General features: G+C 72.6%; 11 protein-coding genes. All 11 read right to left on the bottom strand.

Features of this window, described 5'->3' with window-relative positions; translation table 11 throughout:
- Nucleotides 1-16: 16 nt before the first annotated feature.
- The 11 genes from pstA to cydD all read right to left on the bottom strand — a co-directional run bounded on the left by pstA (nucleotide 17) and on the right by cydD (nucleotide 16,561).
- Nucleotides 17-1,360, bottom strand: a complete 1,344-nt coding sequence (gene pstA / locus ACIP4P_RS32235; protein ID WP_400924535.1) for a phosphate ABC transporter permease PstA — start codon at nucleotides 1,358-1,360, stop codon at nucleotides 17-19.
- Between the two features lie 43 nt (nucleotides 1,361-1,403).
- Entirely contained in the window at nucleotides 1,404-2,435 is a 1,032-nt protein-coding gene (pstC, locus tag ACIP4P_RS32230) for a phosphate ABC transporter permease subunit PstC (RefSeq protein ID WP_400924533.1), read from the bottom strand.
- A 407-nt stretch (nucleotides 2,436-2,842) separates the two neighbouring features.
- Nucleotides 2,843-5,404, bottom strand: a complete 2,562-nt coding sequence (locus ACIP4P_RS32225; RefSeq protein WP_400924531.1) for a hypothetical protein — start codon at nucleotides 5,402-5,404, stop codon at nucleotides 2,843-2,845.
- A gap of 283 nt (nucleotides 5,405-5,687) precedes the next feature.
- Entirely contained in the window at nucleotides 5,688-6,278 is a 591-nt protein-coding gene (locus tag ACIP4P_RS32220) for a hypothetical protein (RefSeq protein WP_400924529.1), read from the bottom strand.
- A gap of 92 nt (nucleotides 6,279-6,370) precedes the next feature.
- Nucleotides 6,371-7,408, bottom strand: coding sequence for a PstS family phosphate ABC transporter substrate-binding protein (locus ACIP4P_RS32215; RefSeq protein ID WP_400924527.1), 1,038 nt, complete (start codon nucleotides 7,406-7,408; stop codon nucleotides 6,371-6,373).
- Between the two features lie 36 nt (nucleotides 7,409-7,444).
- Nucleotides 7,445-8,482, bottom strand: a complete 1,038-nt coding sequence (locus ACIP4P_RS32210) for a PstS family phosphate ABC transporter substrate-binding protein (RefSeq protein WP_400924525.1) — start codon at nucleotides 8,480-8,482, stop codon at nucleotides 7,445-7,447.
- 83 nt (nucleotides 8,483-8,565) lie between these two features.
- Entirely contained in the window at nucleotides 8,566-9,615 is a 1,050-nt protein-coding gene (locus ACIP4P_RS32205; protein ID WP_400924523.1) for a PstS family phosphate ABC transporter substrate-binding protein, read from the bottom strand.
- A gap of 333 nt (nucleotides 9,616-9,948) precedes the next feature.
- Complete coding sequence (locus tag ACIP4P_RS32200; protein WP_400924521.1) at nucleotides 9,949-10,353, bottom strand: hypothetical protein; 405 nt, start codon at nucleotides 10,351-10,353, stop codon at nucleotides 9,949-9,951.
- Nucleotides 10,343-10,873 carry a DUF1508 domain-containing protein gene (locus ACIP4P_RS32195; RefSeq protein ID WP_400924519.1) on the bottom strand — a complete coding sequence of 177 codons (531 nt, stop codon included), beginning with the start codon at nucleotides 10,871-10,873 and terminating at the stop codon, nucleotides 10,343-10,345. Before ACIP4P_RS32195 ends, ACIP4P_RS32200 begins: the two co-directional genes overlap by 11 nt.
- A 178-nt stretch (nucleotides 10,874-11,051) precedes the next feature.
- Nucleotides 11,052-12,860: a GAF domain-containing sensor histidine kinase gene (locus ACIP4P_RS32190; RefSeq protein WP_400924517.1), complete on the bottom strand. Its 1,809-nt coding sequence runs from the start codon at nucleotides 12,858-12,860 to the stop codon at nucleotides 11,052-11,054.
- Between the two features lie 143 nt (nucleotides 12,861-13,003).
- Nucleotides 13,004-16,561, bottom strand: coding sequence for a thiol reductant ABC exporter subunit CydD (cydD, locus tag ACIP4P_RS32185; protein WP_400924515.1), 3,558 nt, complete (start codon nucleotides 16,559-16,561; stop codon nucleotides 13,004-13,006).

Genomic DNA, 16,561 nt, shown 5'->3' with positions numbered 1-16,561 from the left:
GTGGTCGGTTGGGTCATCAGCTGTTCCCGGGGAGTGGGACGGTGGGGTGCGCGGAGAGCGGGACGGTGGGGTGCGCGGGGGTCGACGACGTCCGCGCCACGGCCGGCTGGACGGTGCCGGACGGCCGGGCGGCCCGGGCGTCGGCCTCGGCCCGGCGGGCCTCACGGTCGATCCGGCGCTTCTGGCCGCGGGTCAGCTCGCCGGGCTTGCGGCCGCCGATCACCCGGGCGGTGACGAACAGGATCAGCACCACGACCATCAGGGTCAGCCCGGCCGCGAAGGCGCGGGCGATCATGTCGGGGTAGGGCTGCTTGACGTAGTTCCAGATGTAGAGCGGCAGCGACACCTGGTGCTCGTGGAACGGGTCGGCGTTGAACTGCGAGGTGAAGCCCGAGGTCAGCAGCACCGGGGAGGTCTCGCCGACGCCGCGCGCCATGCCGAGCACCACCGCGGTCATCAGTCCGGGCCGGGCGGTCGGCAGCACTACGTTCCACACCGTCCGCCACTGGCTGCCGCCGAGTGCGTACGAGGCCTCCCGCAGCGTGCCCGGCACCAGCCGGATCACCACCTCGGCGGCCCGGGTGACGATCGGCATCATCATCACGGTCAGCGCCAGTGACGCCGCGAAGCCGCTCTTGTCGAAGCCGAAGGTGATGATGAAGATCCCGAGGATGAACAGACCGGCCACGATGGACGGCAGCGCGGTCATCGCCTCGACCAGGGTCCGCACCGGCCGGGCCATCCGACCGCCGACCTCGGACATGAAGACGGCCGCCGCGATGCCCAGCGGCACCGCGAACAGCGTTGCCATGCCCAGCTGTTCGAGCGAACCGACGATCGCGTTGAGCGCCCCGCCGGAGGTGATCGGGTTGAGCGGCCCGGTGCGCTCCATCGACTCGGTGAAGAAGTTGAGGTGCTGGGCGGCGTCCCAGCCGCGATCCGCCACGTAGTAGACCTGGTCGCCGATCAGCGCGACCACCAGCAGCCCGGAGCTCCAGGCCAGCACCGACACCAGCCGGTCGCGCACCATGAGCTTGCCCCACTGGAGCTGGCCGAGGGTGAAGTAGCCGGCCAGGAAGAGCACGTACCAGCAGACCAGGAAGCCGAACACGCCGCTGAACGGCAGCACCCGCTCGTACAGCATCCAGTTCAGCGCCAGCGAGCCGACCGCCGCGCCGACCACCGTGAACACGTCCTCGGGGGTGACCCCGCCGAGCCGCACCCTGGTCTCGGGGCGCGGCGACGCGGCTCCGGCGGGCGCGGCGGTGGTGGCGCCGGCGGTGGCGCCGGCGGTGGCACCGGTGGTGGCACCGGCGGTCGATGCGGGCGCGGCGACCGGCGGGCGGTCGAGCGTGGTCATCGGGTCGTCCCTTCCACGGAATGGGTCATGTCGGTGCGCCGCCTCAGTCCGCGGTGGAGGCCCCGGAGCGGGACCGGTTGATCACGAAGCCGGCCGCCACGTTGACCAGCAGGGTCAGCGCGAACAGCACCAGACCGGCCGCCATCAGGGCGGAGAGCGAGAGCGCGTCCGACTCGCCGAAGCGCAGCGCGATGAGCGCCGAGATCGAGTTGGCGCCGTTCTCCAGGACGTGGGTGATGGTCTTGAAGCTCGGCGAGATGATCAGCGCGACCGCGATGGTCTCGCCCATCGCGCGGCCGAAGCCAAGCATCACCGCGCCGATCACACCGCCCTTGCCGAACGGCAGCACCACCGTGCGCACCATCCCCCAGCGGGTCGAACCCAGCGCGTACGCGCCCTCCCGCTCGCCCTGCGGGGCCTGGGAGAAGACCTCCCGGCTGAGCGAGGTGACGATCGGGATGATCATCAGCGACACCACCACGCCCGCGATGAAGGTCGAGGAGGTGTAGGAGGTGCCGATGTCCCCGGTGCGCACCTTCAGGAAGGGGATCGCGTCACCGAGGTGGTTGGTCAGCCAGCGGGCGAAGCCGATGATGCGGGGCTGGAGGAAGAACAGCCCCCACAGGCCGTAGATGATGCTGGGGATCGCGGCCATCAGGTCGACCAGGGAGACCAGCCACGAGCGCAGCCGGACCGGCGCGAACTCGGAGATGAAGATCGCGGTGAACAGCGCGACCGGGACGGCGATCACCAGCGCGATGACGGCGATCAGCAGACCGTCCGGCAGCACGGCGCCGATGCCGAAGTTGTGCGCGGCGGTCTGCCACTTCTGCTCGGTCAGGAAGGACCAGCCGACCGACCGGAGCGCGTCGGTGCCCCGCAGGATCAGGAAGAAGGCGATCAGCCCCATGATCCCGAACACCGAGAGCCCCGCGAGACGCAGCGCCCCCCGGAACACCCGGTCGCCGGGGGTCGCGGGGGCGGTGATGGTGCGCGGGACGTCCCGGTCGGGCCCGTGGTCGGGTCGGCCCGGCGCCCCGGCGGACGGTGCCGCGGGGTCGGCGGCGGATGTCATGGGTCTGCTCTCCGTGCTCGGCGGCGGGGGACGGACGGATCCGGTGCGTATCCATTCGGCCAGTCGGAGGTGGCCGGATCGGGTCGCCCATGTGTACGAGGGCCCAACGCGACGACTCCGTAGCGGAGTTGGGAACTCCGGAAGGGCGATGATCGCCTGTGAATGACATGTTCGCGGTGCCATTGACCCGCAACTTGCCTTCCACGCAAGGGATTTGACGGTGGTCGACCGTGTCCGGACCGCTGGCCGGTTTCGATCCGGAGATCAACGCGCGTGGATTTCGGTGCACTTGGCGGAGACGCGAAAGCACTCGGCGGAAACGAAAAAGACTCGGCGGGGCCGGAACGGCGGCCCCGCCGAGTCGTCATGCGGTCGGTCGGTACGTGGAGCTGTCCTACCTCAGCCCGTCACGGGCGGCGCCGGATCCGGGCCCAGCCCCGCTTCGTCTCCGCGAGCAGCCGCTCCCCGGCCGGCGTACCGCCGAGGACCAGCGCCGCCGGACCGCCCACCAGCAGCACCAGACCGCCGATCAGCGCGATCGGCAGCAGCAGCCTGGCCCCACCGGAACGGTCGGCCGCCGGAGTCCCGGCGGCCACCGGTGCGGCCGCCAGCGACTTGCCGGGCGCGCTCGGCGTGGCACCGGGCTTGGCACCCGCGGCGGTGGCCGCCGCACCGCCGGCCGCACCACCCGCGGCGGCCCCGGCCGCCTCGGCGCCACCGGACCCGGTGCCGGAGCCGCCGGTCGAGGCACCGCCGGCACCGCCGGCCGCCCCGCCCTCGCCGACCTGGGTCACCGAGGCGGCACCCTGGCCGCCACCACCCGTACCGGAGGCCGGGGTCGAGCCGTCACCGCCGGACGCCGGCGGGTTCGGCGGCGCGGCCTGGTTGCCGGGCAGCTTGGCGTCCTGCGCCTCCAGGTGGCCGATGGCGTCCGCCGCCTGGGTCCGCTGGGCGGCGGTCAGCGCCAGGAAGCCCGGCGCCAGGTGGCCCGGCTCGTGGCCGTAGACCTGGCCGGTGGTGGTCACCGCGCGCATGAACCGGCTCATCGCGGCCACCTTGTCGGCCGCGACGTCCTTGGTCGGGAGCATCGCGTAGTCGACGGTGGTCAGCGGGTAGGCCTTCTGGTCGTGCGAGAACGCCGAGTCGGACACCCCGTAGGGCAGCGACTGCATCCCGGTGGCCGGGTCGACGGTCATGTCGGCGACGGCCGCCTGCAGACCGGGGCCGTCCGGCGCCACGGCGCCACCCGCCGGGTTCACCAGCTGGGCCTCGGGCAGCGAATAGGCCTTCGCCTGTCCGGAGTCCATGACGGAGAACAGCATCCGGAACCCGATCGCCTGCGCGCCGCAGTTCTGGTGGCTGCCATCGGTCTCCGGCTGGGGGTTGAGGCAGCTCGGCTGGCGCTGGAGCGTCTTCCGGAGCACCGCCTCCAGCCCGGTGGCCACCGGGTTCCACTCGTACTGCTTGACGTACTTCTGCGCCTCCGTGGTCGCCCCGTCGACCCCGGAGGAGTCCTGCCGGGTGAAGGAGTCGACCGGGTAGCCGGAGAAGGCCGGGCGCAGGTAGTAGGTGTCGACGTGCATGCCCCACGGGTCGGGCTCGCCGTCCAGGAAGCGCACGGCGTCCGGGTCCGAGGCGATCCACGAGGTCAGCTGGTAGGTCAGGTCCGAGACTCCGCCGAAGACCGTGGGACTGAAGTTCGCGTAGGCGCACTTCGACGGCCACTGCTTGCCGTCCGGCAGCGGGTTGAGGTTCTTGAACTCCGGGTCGTCGAAGATGCAGCCGGGGTTCCCCCGCACCGAGGTGACCACCGCGTCCCCGCCGCTCGAACCCCCGTAGGACTGGGTGAGCAGTTTGGCCATCAACCGCGCGTTGAGTTTCATGCCGGTGATCTGCCGGTGGGTAGCCGGGTCATCCACCAGGAAGACCACCGAGGTGCCCGTGGCCACCACCGGCGCGTACACGTACGGGCGTGGCGGCGGTGACTGGGAGTCCGACCGGGCCGTCAGCGCCATGTCCTTGGCGCCGGCCAGGAACTCCGAGCGTGCGTCCGCGTCACCGTTCGCGAAGCCGTAGGTCAGCAGCATCGGGTCGGTGCCCTGGCACAGGCCCATCTGCCACTGGTCCATGGCCCGCTTCACCGGCTCCTGGCCGGCCACCCCGAAGGCCACCTTGCTCGCCGGGCAGGTCTTGACCGCGGGGGCGAAGGTCAGCGGCACGACCGTGCGGCGCTCCCAGGAGCACTGCTCCGAGGTCTTCATCTTGGTGTAGGTGTTCTGCCCGAGCTGGATCTTCTCGTCGCCCGCCAGACCGAAGCCCAACTCCGTGTCCAGCTTGTGCTGGTTGCAGTCGATCACGCCCTTGCGCGTCCGGTCGAAGAACGCGATGGAGTCGCCGCCGTAGTTGGGCTCGACCACGATCGAACACGGGTTCTTGTCGTTGCAGCCCAGCCTCGGGCTCTGGTCCGAGGTCAGGGTCTCGATGTCGGCGTAACCCGAGCCGTCCGGGCCGGTGAGCGCCACCACCATGTTGGACGGGAAGTCCGGGGCGGTCGGATAGGCCACCGGCAGGACCTGCTGGAACCCCTTGTCCGGATCGGCGTCGAAGAGCGTGCTGTCGTAGCAGTCGGTGATCTTCGGGTCGGTGCCGCGGCACTCGTAGACCCGCACCTGGTAGTACGGCTGCGCCCCCTGTCGCACGGCGCCGTTCGTCCACGGGTTGCCGTTGCCGTCCGCGGTCGGGGTGAACCCCGACCAGCTGACGTGGACCACCTGGTTGACCAGGTCCTTGGTCTGCGCGACGGTGACGCTTCCGTTGGGACCGTACGTCTTGGTCTTCGGGAGCCACACCGGCGGCCCCTGCTTGGTGACCGAGGAGTCCTCGGCCACCGCCTGCGGCACGGCGCCCAGGCCGATCGGCACCACGCCGACCGCCACCACCACCGACCACACCAACACGATCGCCGACATCCGACGACGCCACCACCCCGGATGTCTCCGGTCGGGCAGGCGGACTCTCATGGCGGGCACCTCCGTGCGATTGCGCGCCGCCGAGAAGCGCGGCGCAGGGGGATCAGACTGCGAGCGGCCGGCGATTCCGGTACACAACCATTCGGCCAGCCGCAGGTGGCCGAATCCGGTCGCCCGCGTGTACGAGGGCCCAACGCGGCAACTCCGTAGCGGAGTTGACGCCTCCACACGGACAGGCCCGTGCCTCCCGGCACGGGCCTGCGGTTCAACCGGCTTGCAGGAATCAGCCGTTGAAGGTGAAGGAGAAGGAGCCGACCGCCTGGCCACCGGTGAAGAAGGTGGTGTTCAGCTGGGTGTCCAGGAACTGGGCGCCGGTGGTGTCCAGCGTGAGGTTGCTGGCGCTCAGGGTCTGGGTGGTGCCCGTCCGCGAGTTGCGCACGGTGCCGGCCGGCTTCAGCAGCGAGACCGGCGTGGTGCCGCCGACCGGCACGCCGGTGACGCGCCAGCGGTCGGCACTGAAGGCGAGCTGCTTGAACAGCACGCTCTTGCCGGTCTGGACGTCGACGAACAGCAGGCTGCCGTCGAGCGTCGCGTTGCCGTAGAAGCCGCTCAGGTTGATGCTGCCGCCGGTCACCGGGAGGGTGGTCGCGAGGCCGGTGGTGCTGTCGTAGGCCACGCTGGCGTTCGGCAGCGGGACGATGAACACGCCGTTGTTGGCCGCGCTCGCCAGGAAGGCGTTGTTCTCGGTCACCACGGCGCTGCCGGTCGGAGCGGCAGCGGGAGTGGTGTCGGCCGCGGCCACGCCGCTGAAACCGGTCGCGGCGAGAACGACCGCGACGCCGCCGGCGAGGAACCGGGCGGTGGTACGGGACATGCGAGTCTCCTTGGGAGAGGAAGGTTTCGCTTCGAGGTGGAACACCGGTCCGAGGACCGGTCGACGGAGGAGGCCGGAGCCACCTCCGTGGCTCAGGTGAGGGTGGCGGTGCCGCAGGCCGGGGTGGCCAGGAAGCCGTAGCCCGCCAGGTCGGCGGCGGCGGTCGGGTCGTTGCAGATCCAGCCGGACGGGCCGAAGACGTTCTGGATCGCCGTGGCGTGGGCATCGGTGCCGATCCACTCGGCGTCCCGGAAGACGTCGTAGACCACGCGGCCGAACTGCGAGTTGGCGAAATTGGTGTCCATCAGGTTGTTGGTGACCGGCGTCAGAACGCGGCCGTTGATCACGACGTTCCGCAGGGTCAGATTGCCGGGCGCGTCCGTGGCCGTGCCGTGGCCGCCGACCGTCTGGCCCAGGTAGTGGGCCACGGAGTACGGAAAGACCACGTTGGGGTCACTGAGCACCGGGTCGGTGCCCTGGTTCTCCTCCGGGCCGCTGACGACACAGGCGGCGTTCGGAGCCGCCACGCCGATCGCGCTCAGGAAGAAGGCGCGCGTGCCGGAGTCGACCTGTGGCAGGTACGGCTTGATCGTGGCGTTCGGCAGACTCGGGTCGATCTGCTGCCAGTTGTTGATGATGCAGGTGTAGATGCCGTTCAGCTGCGCCGGGGTGAGCTGCGCCGGGGCGTTGCCGTTCCGAGCGGCCGACCAGGTCACCGAGTCCTTGGCGAGCGCGACGAAGTCCAGGCCGTGCGGGTCGGCGGCCGTGGGTCCACGGTCGGACCGGACGAAGTCCACGGTGGAGCCGGTGTTGCTGACGAGCGCCTTGATCCCGGCGCCGGCCCCGTCGGGCCGCACAATGGTCGTCGCCGCGCTCTTCGTCACGATCGGAGAGCTGCCGGTCGCGTCCCAGCTGTACATCCGCGGCGACGTGGTGTCCGACCCCAGAGAGGCGTTGTAGTCGGCGGAGAACTGGTTCAACACGGGCTGCGTCGTCTGCGCCCCCACGCCCACGATGTCCTGCGCCTGCGGAAGAACCACGGGATCGGCGGCGGCGCTACCCACCGGGAGCGATGCCGTCAACGCGGCCGCCGCGCACAGAGCGGGCAGCTTGAACCTGTTCCAGCGCATGACCGATCCCTTCGAGAAGTCCAACCGGCGTCCGACTCAGGTCAGGGTGGCGGTGCCGCAGGCCGGGGTGGCCAGGAAGCCGTAGCTCGCCAGGTCGGCGGCGGCGGTCGGGTCGTTGCAGATCCAGCCGTCGTAACCGAAGACGTTCTGCAGGGCCTGGGCGTGGGCGTCGGTTCCGCTCCACTCGGCGTCCCGGAAGACGTTGTAGACCATGTTGCCGAACTGCGAGTTGGCGAAGTTGCCGTCGATCACGTTGTTGGTCACCGCGGCGAGCGTGGTGCCGTTGACCACCATGTTGCGCAGGGTCAGGTTGCCGGGCGCGTCGGTGGTCGTGCTGTGGCCGCCGACCGTCTGGCCCAGGTAGTGCCCGACCGAGTAGGGGAACACCACGTTGGGGTCGTTGAGCGCCGGGTCGGTGCCCTCGTTCTCCTCCGGAGCGGTCACAACGCAGCCACCCAGGGTCGGGCGACCGATCGAGGCCAGGAAGACGGCGCGCGTGCCGGCGTCGATCTGCGGCAGGTACGGCTTGATGGTGGCGTTCGGCAGGCTCGGGTCGATCTGCTGCCAGTTGGTGATGATGCAGCTGTAGATCGAGGCCAGCTGCGCCGGGGTCAACTGCGCCGGGGCGTTGCCGTTCTTCGCCGCCGACCAGGTCACCGCGTCCTTCGCCACCACGACGAAATCCAGTCCGCGGGCGTCGCTCTCCACCGGCGAGCGGTCGGACCGCGCGAAGTCCACGGTGGCGCCGGTGCTTCCGACGAGCCTCTTGATCCCGGCGGAGGCCCCGTCCGGCCGCGGAACGGACGCTGCCCCGCTCTTCGTGACGACCGGGGAAGTGCCGGTCGCGTCCCAGCTGTACAGCCGCGGCGAGGTGGTGTCGCCCTTCGCCGCCAGGGAGGCGTTGTAGTCGACGGAGAACTGGTTCAACACCGAGTACGTCGTCTGTGCGCCCACGCCCACCAGGTCCTGCGCCTGCGGCACCACCCCGGGGTCGGCCGACGCGCTCCCCACCGACAGCGAGGCCGTCACCGCAACCACCGCGCCCACCGCGAGCAACCTGGATCCGATCCGCATGACCCGATTCCCTTCAGCACTCCGAGTGTTGGGCCGGCGGCCACGGGCAGGACGCCCGTGGCCGCCGGATGGTGCGGGGTGGATCAGGTGAGGGTGGCGGTGCCGCAGGCCGGGGTGGCCAGGAAGCCGTAGCTCGCCAGGTCGGCGGCGGCGGTCGGGTCGTTGCAGATCCAGCCACCGGTGCCGAAGACGTTCTGGATGGCGGTGCCGTGGGCGTCGGTCGCGGTCCACTCGGCGTCACGGAAGACGTTGTAGACCACGCGGCCGAACTGCGAGTTGGAGAAGGTGGTGTCGATCAGGTTGTTGGTGACCGGGGTCAGGGTGACACCGTTGACCACGGCGTTGCGCAGGGTCAGGGTGCCGGGCGCGTCGGCCGTGGTGCCGTGGTTGCCCACGGTCTGGCCGAGGTAGTGGGCGACGGAGTAGGGGAAGACCACGTTCGGGTCCTGGAGCGCGGGGTCGGTGCCCTCGTTCTCCTCCGGGCCGCTGACGACACAGTTGGTGTTCGGGGTCGCCACGCCGATCGCGCTCAGGAAGAAGGCGCGCGTGCCGGAGTCGGTCTGCGGCAGGTACGGCTTGATGGTGGCGTTGGCCAGGCTCGGGTCGATCTGCTGCCAGTTGGTGATGGAGCAGGTGTAGATGCCGTTCAGCTGCGCCGGGGTGAGCTGCGCCGGGGCGTTGCCGGTCTTCTGGGCGGACCAGGTCACCGCGTCCTTGGCGAGCGCGACGAAGTCCAGGCCGTGGGCGTCGGTCGCCGCCGGGCCACGGGAGGAGCGGGCGAAGTCCACGGTCGCGCTGGTGTTGGCGACGAGGGCCTTGATGCCGGCACCGGAACCGTTCGGGCGCGGGATCGAGGTCGCGCCGGTCTTGGTGGTGATCGGCGAGGAACCGGTCGCGTCGTAGCTGTACAGGCGCGGCGAGGTGGTGTCACCCTTCGCGGCCAGGGAGGCGTTGTAGTCGGTCGAGAACTGGTTCAGCACCGACTGGATGGTGTCGGAGCCGACACCCACCAGGTCCTGGGCGGCCGGGGTGACGCCGGCGGCCGGGTCGGCGACGGCGGTGCCGGAGACGACGGTGGCGAGGGAGGTCGCCAGCGCGGCGGCGACGAGCAGCTTGGCAGCGGTCTTACGCATGTTCCTCTTCCTCCGAGGGAGAGACGTACAGCGCGTGAACCCGCACTCCGGGGGGAGTTCGGGGCCGGCGGGCCGCGTCCGCTGCGGCCGCTCCGGCAGTGCAGATCCTGTCCGGCCGGGAGGTTCCGCCGGAAGGGTGGTCAGGTCCGGCTCGGGAATGTCGACTCATCGGTTCGACGAGGTTTAGGCACTGGTCAGCGGGGACGTGACAGGGGCGGAACAGGCGGTCCGAACCCGGTCGACGTTCTTCTCCAGGAGACGGCTCGGGGTGTTGCCGGAAACCTGCGCTTCACCGGGACAGCACGAACGGAGATCCGGTCGCGAGGGATCCGATCACAGCGGCCAGCGGCCGTCCCGGCCGGACCGCCGCAGCTCCTGCCCCACCCACTGCAGTCCGGACAGGAAGCCCTCGACGCCCGCCTGGCACTGGTCGCGCCGCAGGTAGCCGCGCGCGCTGCGGGCGACCGGGACGGTGGAGGCAGCACCCGGCCGGGTGCTGCGCACCGGCAGGTACGCGGACCAGACCCACTGGCGCCCCTCGGCCTGCGCCGTGGAGCACCGCAGGGCGGCCCGTTCGATGATCAGTTCCCTTACCGCGTCGGCGAGTTCGTCCTCGCTTCGGTACGTCCGCACGCCAACGCCCAGCGGCCGCCCGTTGGCGGCGCGCAGCGCCCAGCCGACGCAGCGGTCGGCCGCCGGAACGATCAGCAGTCGCGGCCCGCGCCGCTCAGCGGCCATCGGGGCGTCTCAACGACACTGCTCTCCCGGGACGTTCACGGGGTGGCAGTTCACGGGACGGCGCGTCGCGCCCGGGCGGCGCATCACGCCCCACCGGTACGTCGCGCCCCGGCAGCAGGTCGCGCCCCACCGGTACGTCACGCCCCACCGGCTCGCGCGGCGTCTGCTTGGCCAGCAGCACCACGAAGCGCCGGAACGCGTTCTGGCACGTCGCGTACCGTTCGTACGCGCGGCTGGATCGCACTTCGGGCAGGTTGCGTGATCCGGGGATGACCCAGATCCATCCGATCCCGTCGCGGACATGGGTGATCCGCGCGGTCAGTTCGGCGGCGCCGGCCCGCAGTCCGTCGAAGCCCCGCTCGGCTTCGCCGGGCGTCTCGAACAGCGCGGAGGTGATCGCCACCACCCGGCCGTTGGAAGCCTTCAGCTGCCAGCGGTAGCGCCCGTCCGGTGCGCGCTCGGTCCGGAACCCCCCTCGACTTGCCCCTGCTGCGGTGTGACCGCGGCCGGAAGCGTCCACTGCCCCCTCCGTCCAGTGGTGCAGAACAGCGTCGTCCCCCTCCGAGACGGGAGCCAAGCTATGTGTGTACACGGAACCGCCGAAAGCCCAGAACGTTCACAACTTTCGCCGTTGGGCGGGAAGTTCTCCCTTGTTCAGCTTTCACCTATCGGTGTAGTGGGAGTGGTGCGGCGGGCCCTCAGAGCCGGGCCGTCCAGCGCACCATGGCGCCCTTCCGGTACGGACCGCGCTCGTGCCAGGCGGCCCCGCCGAGCGCCTCCGCCCGCCGGGTGAGGTTGAGCAGTCCGCTGCGCCGGCCGCCCTGCGGGATGCCGACGCCGTCGTCGGTGACGGTGAGCAGCACCCCGGGCCGTCCGGCGCGGTCCAGGGACTCCGGGTCGCCGCCGACCGGGCGGCCGTCGTCGCCGAGGTGGACGGTGGCGTCGATCTCCACGCCGACCCGGGAGGCCCGGGCGTGCCGGGCCGTGTTGGAGAGCATCTCCCGCAGCGCGGCGAGGAGTTGGCGGCCGGTGTTCTCGCCGACCAGGCTCTCCACCGGTCCGACGAAGCTCACCGACGGCTTGAAGCCGAGCGCGGCGGCGGCCTGGCTGGCCTCGCGCAGCACCCGGGTGCGCAGGGTGTCGGGGGCGTCGCCGTGGTTGTCGTGCTGGAGGGCGTAGATGGTGGTGCGGACCTCCTGGATGGTGGCGTCCAGTTCGTCCACCGCGTTGCCGATGCCGACCTTCACCTCGGGGACGACGGACCGGCGGGCCGCGCTCTCCAGCATCATCCCGGTGGCGAACAGCCGTTGGATCACCAGGTCGTGGAGGTCGCGGGCGATCCGGTCGCGGTCCTGGAAGACGGCCAGCCGCTGCTGGTCGCGCTGGCCCTCGGCGAGCCGCAGGGCGAGGGCGGCCTGGGAGGCGAAGGTCTCGGCGAGCTGCTTCTCGGAGTCGGTGAACGGCAGTGCGCCGCGCGAGCGCCAGACGCAGAGCCCGCCCAGCACCCGGCCGGCCGCGACCATCGGGACGGCCATGGAGGGGCCGAAGCTGCGGGCGAGCCGCAGCACCACGGTGGGGTCGCCGGACATGTCGTCCAGGTGGACGCTGTCCCCCTGCAGCAGCTCGGCGGCGAAGCTCTCCTTGGGCAGCAGCTCGCCGCGGACGAACTCGGCGGCCTCGCCGGAGGCGTGCGCGACCCGCATCTGGCAGTCCCCGTCCCCCACCGGGCCGGTGGGCAGCAGGATCATCCCGAGCGCCGCGCCCGCCAGCTCCCGGACCTGCTCGGCGGCGACGGTCAGCGCTCCCTCGGCCTGCTCGGTGGAGAGCAGGGCGGTGGTGACGGCGGCGGCGCCGGCGATCCAGCGTTCCCGGCGGCGGCCCTCCTCGTACAGCCGGGAGTTCTCGATCGCGACGCCGGCGGCCGCGGCGAGCGCGTGCACCACCTGCTCGTCCTCGGGGGTGAAGGCGCCGCCGCCCTTCTTCTCGGTGAGGTAGAGGTTGCCGAAGACCTCCTCCCGGACCCGGATCGGGACGCCGAGGAAGGTCTTCATGCACGGGTGGTGCGGCGGGAAGCCGCTGGAGCGCGGGTCTGCGCGCAGGTCGGTCAGCCGCAGCGGTTCGGGGCGGTCGATGAGGGCGCCCAGGATGCCGCGGCCGGCGGGCAGTTCGCCGATCTCGGCGGCGTTCCCGTCGTCGATGCCGACGTGGATGAAGTCGGCCAGGCCGTGCCCGCCGGGGGCGATCACACCGAGGGCGGCGTACCGGGCGTCGACGAGTTCGGCGGCGCCGGTGGCGATCCGGTGCAGGGTGGCGTGCAGGTCGAGCCCGGCCCCGATGGAGACCACCGCCTCCAGCAGCCGCTGCATCCGGTCGGTGACCGCGGCGGCGGACTGCAGGCGTTCCGCGACCTCGGTGACCAGGGTGTCCAGCCCGAGCGAGGCGATCTCGGGCACCCGGTGGGGTGTCGGCTCGGGGGCGGCCTCGGGGAGGTCTGGCGTGGGGTCCATGGAGAAAGCCTACGTTTGTACGGTTTTCAGCCGACGGAAAGACGCCGCCGTCGGAGCGGCTCCGGCGGCCGACTGCGGCAACCGGCTCCGGCAACCGACCGCGGCAGTCGGCTGCGGCAACCGGACGCGGCAGTCGGCCACGGTCAGCGCGCCTCCGCCTCCAGCAGCCCGTCCGCCAGCCCGTCCGCCTCCCGCTCCCGCCGCCACATCGTGTGCAGCCGCCCGTCCGGGTCGGCCAGCAGCACGGACCAACGGCCGCGCTCGACCACCCGGCCGCCCTCCAGCACCAGCACCTCGTCCACCGTGTCGTCGTCCAGCCCGGCCAGCCGGTGGGTGATCAGCACCGTGCTGCGGCCCGCGGTGGCGGCCAGCAGGTCGGCGGTGAGCGCGTCGGCGGTGGGCAGGTCGAGGTGCTCCGCGGGCTCGTCCAGGACCAGCACCGGGAAGTCGGCGAGCAGCGCCCGGGCGAGCGCGAGGCGCTGGCGCTGGCCGCCGGAGAGCCGGGCGCCGTGCTCGCCGACCATGGTGTCCAGGCCCTCGGGCAGGGTGTCCGTCCAGTCCAGCAGGCGGGCGGCGGCGAGCGCGGCGCGCAGCTCCTCCTCGTCGGCGCCCGGCCGGGCCAGCCGCAGGTTCTCCCGCAGCGAGCTGTCGAAGACGTGGGCGTCCTGGGCGCAGAGGCCGATCACCCGGCGGACCGACTCGCCCGCGAGCGCCCGGCTGTCCACCGCCTCGGGGCTTCCGGCGGCCAGGGTGACGGAGCCGGCGCCGGGCTCCAGGAAGCGCAGCAGCGCCTGGGCGAGGGTGGTCTTGCCGGAGCCGGAGGGGCCGACCACGGCGATCCGGCGACCGGGGACGAGGTCCAGGTCGACCCCGACCAGCGCGTCCACGGCCTGCCCGGGGTGCCGGACGGTCAGCCCGCGCACCGCGACCGGCAGCGGCTGCTCAGGCAGCGCGACCGGCTGCGCGGGCTCCTCGACGGGCACCGGCGCGGTCAGCACCTCGTCCAGCCGGGCCCGGGCGGCGCGGCTGCGCTGGCGGGCCTGGACGGCGAGCGGCAGCCCGGTGACGGCCTCGAAGGCGGCCAGCGGGGTCAGCACCACGACGGCCAGGCAGACCGGCGCGAGCGCGCCGCCGCGCACCCCCTGGACACCGACGGCGGCCGCGCCGACCACCGTCAGCCCGGTGAGCAGCGTGATCAGCCCGGTGCCGAGCGCGGTGGTGGCGGCGGAACGGGCGGCGAGCCCGGTCAGCGCGGCGTCGGCGCGCCGGACAGCGGCCAGTCGGCCGGGCAGCGCGCCGGCCACGGTGAGCTCGGCGGTGCCGGTGAAGGCGTCCACCACCGTGGTGGCCAGGCGCCCGCGGGCGGGGGCCTGGCGCCGCTCGGCGCCGGCCGACCAGCGGGCGGTGAGCGCGGGCACCAGCACCCCGGCGAGCAGCAGTCCGAGGCCGAGCACCAGCCCGGCGGAGGGCAGGAAGGCGCCCATCGCGACGGTCGAGGCCAGCCCGACCACGGCCGCGACGGCGGCGGGCAGCCGCCAGCGCAGGTAGTGGTCCTGGATCGCGTCGACGTCGGCGACCAGCCGGGAGAGCAGGTCGCCGCGCCGGAAGGCGGGCAGTCCGGCCGGGGCGAGCGCGGTCAGCCGGCGGTACACGGCGGCCCGCAGGGTGCCGAGGGTGCGCAGCACCGCGTCGTGGGAGACCAGCCGTTCGGCGTAGCGGAAGACGCTGCGGCCGATGCCGAAGGCCCGGACGGCGGTGACGGCCATCATCAAGTAGAGCACCGGGGGCATCTGGGAGGCCCGGGAGATCAGGTAGCCGGAGGTGGCCATCAGGGCGACGGCACTGCCGAGGGCGAGCGCCCCGAGCAGGACGGACAGCGCCAGCCGCGGCGCGACGGGCTCGCTCCCGGACTCGCTCCCGGGCTCCTCCGGCTCCCCCGCTCCCGACGCCGCTCCCGACGCCGAGCCCGAACCCGGCCCCGCCGACGGCTCCGGCGTCGGCCGCCCGCTGTGGGCGAGCGGGGCGACCGTCTCCGGGGCGTCGACGGCGGCGGGCCCCGCCAGCCGGACCCGCTGCTCGGCGACCGCGAGCAGGGCGGGCCGGTGGGCGACCACCAGCACGGTGCGCGCCGGGTCCTCGGCGAGGGTGCGGACGGCGTCCACGACGGCCGCCTCGGAGGCGCCGTCCAGGTTGGCGGTGGGTTCGTCCAGCAGCACCAGGGGCCGGTCGTCGGCGAGCAGCACCCGGGCGAGCGCGAGGCGCTGGCGCTGCCCGGCCGAGAGCCCGGCGCCGTCCTCGCCGAGCGGGGCGTCCAGGTCGGTGACGAAGTCGAGCGCGTGGGCGGACGTCAGCGCCGTCCAGAGCTGCTGCTCGGAGGCCTCCGGCCGGTAGAGCCGCAGGTTGTCGGCGACCGTCCCGGCGAACAGGTGCGGGTGCTGGGGCACCCAGGCGATCTGCCGGCGCCAGCTCCCGGGCTCCAGGTCGGCGAGGTCGTACCCGCGGCCGTCGGCGGCGGTGATCCGGACGGTGCCGGCCGCGGGGGCGGTGAGGCCGAGCAGGACGGCCAGCAGGGTGGACTTGCCGGCCCCGCTCGGGCCGGTGAGGGCGGTGCTGGAGCCGGGCGGCAGGGTCAGTGCGGCGCCGTCCAGGGCGGGCAGGGCGCGCCCGGGGTGCCGTACGGTCAGCGCCTCGACGGTGATCACGGCCCCGGCGAGCGCCGGCGCGGGCACGGTGCCGGCGGCGGGCAGCGGGGTCTCCAACACCTGGAAGATCTCGTCGGCGGCGGTGAGGCCCTCGACGCTGGAGTGGTAGAGCGCGCCGACCTGGCGGATCGGGAAGTACACCTCGGGGGCGAGGATCAGGATCAGCAGACCCGTCTCCAGGTCGAGGCTGCCGTCCACCAGCCGGAAGCCGATGGTGACCGCGACCAGGGCCACGGAGAGGGTGGAGAGCAGTTCCAGCGCGAAGGAGGAGATGAAGGCGATCCGCAGGGTGCGCAGGGTGGCCCGGCGGTAGTCGGCGGTGATCCGGGCGATGGTGGCGGCCTGGGCGCGGGCCCGGTTGAACACCTTGAGGGTGGGCAGGCCGGCGACCACGTCGAGGAAGTGGTGGGAGAGCCGGGCCAGGGTGCTCCACTGACGGTCCATCCGGGACTGGGTGGCCATCCCGATCAGCGCCATGAACAGCGGGATCAGCGGCAGCGTCCCGGCGATGATCGCGGCGGAGGTGAAGTCGGCGCCGACGATCCGCAGCAGCACGATCACCGGGACGACCACGGCGAGCGCCAACTGGGGCAGGTAGCGGGCGAAGTAGTCGTCGAGGGCGTCGACGCCCCGGGTGGCGAGGGTGGTCAGTTCGCCGGTGCGCCGGCCCGCCAGGTAGGACGGGCCGAGCGCGGTGGCGTGGTCGAGCAGCCGGCGCCGCAGGGTGGACTTCACCCGGGCGACGGACCGGTGCGCGGTGAGTTCGGTGAGCCAGCCGACCAGCCCTCGGCCGACCGCGGTCAGGGCGAGCAGCACCAGCGGGGTGGTGAGTTCGCCGAGGCCGGCCCCGCGCTGGAAGGCGCGGACCACGATCTCGGCGAGCAGGCTCGCCTGGGCGACCACCAGGGCCGCGCCCGCCCCGCCGAGGAGCACGGATCCGGCGAGGAAGGCACGGGTGGTTCGGGCGTACCCGAGGAGTCGGGGGTCGACCGGCTTCAC

The sequence above is a fragment of the Kitasatospora sp. NPDC089509 genome (assembly GCF_044749365.1).
Classification (GTDB): domain Bacteria; phylum Actinomycetota; class Actinomycetes; order Streptomycetales; family Streptomycetaceae; genus Kitasatospora.
This window is presented reverse-complemented; position numbering and strand designations above follow the sequence as displayed.

Bases quoted from the DNA above. Each gene is read 5' to 3' on its own strand.
- ACIP4P_RS32215 (WP_400924527.1), bottom strand. From the start codon at position 7,408: ATGCGCTGGAACAGGTTCAAGCTGCCCGCTCTGTGCGCGGCGGCCGCG.
- ACIP4P_RS32200 (WP_400924521.1), bottom strand. From the start codon at position 10,353: ATGGCCGCTGAGCGGCGCGGGCCGCGACTGCTGATCGTTCCGGCGGCC.
- ACIP4P_RS32205 (WP_400924523.1), bottom strand. From the start codon at position 9,615: ATGCGTAAGACCGCTGCCAAGCTGCTCGTCGCCGCCGCGCTGGCGACC.
- ACIP4P_RS32220 (WP_400924529.1), bottom strand. From the start codon at position 6,278: ATGTCCCGTACCACCGCCCGGTTCCTCGCCGGCGGCGTCGCGGTCGTT.
- ACIP4P_RS32225 (WP_400924531.1), bottom strand. From the start codon at position 5,404: ATGTCGGCGATCGTGTTGGTGTGGTCGGTGGTGGTGGCGGTCGGCGTG.
- ACIP4P_RS32210 (WP_400924525.1), bottom strand. From the start codon at position 8,482: ATGCGGATCGGATCCAGGTTGCTCGCGGTGGGCGCGGTGGTTGCGGTG.
- pstA (WP_400924535.1), bottom strand. From the start codon at position 1,360: ATGACCACGCTCGACCGCCCGCCGGTCGCCGCGCCCGCATCGACCGCC.
- ACIP4P_RS32190 (WP_400924517.1), bottom strand. From the start codon at position 12,860: ATGGACCCCACGCCAGACCTCCCCGAGGCCGCCCCCGAGCCGACACCC.
- pstC (WP_400924533.1), bottom strand. From the start codon at position 2,435: ATGACATCCGCCGCCGACCCCGCGGCACCGTCCGCCGGGGCGCCGGGC.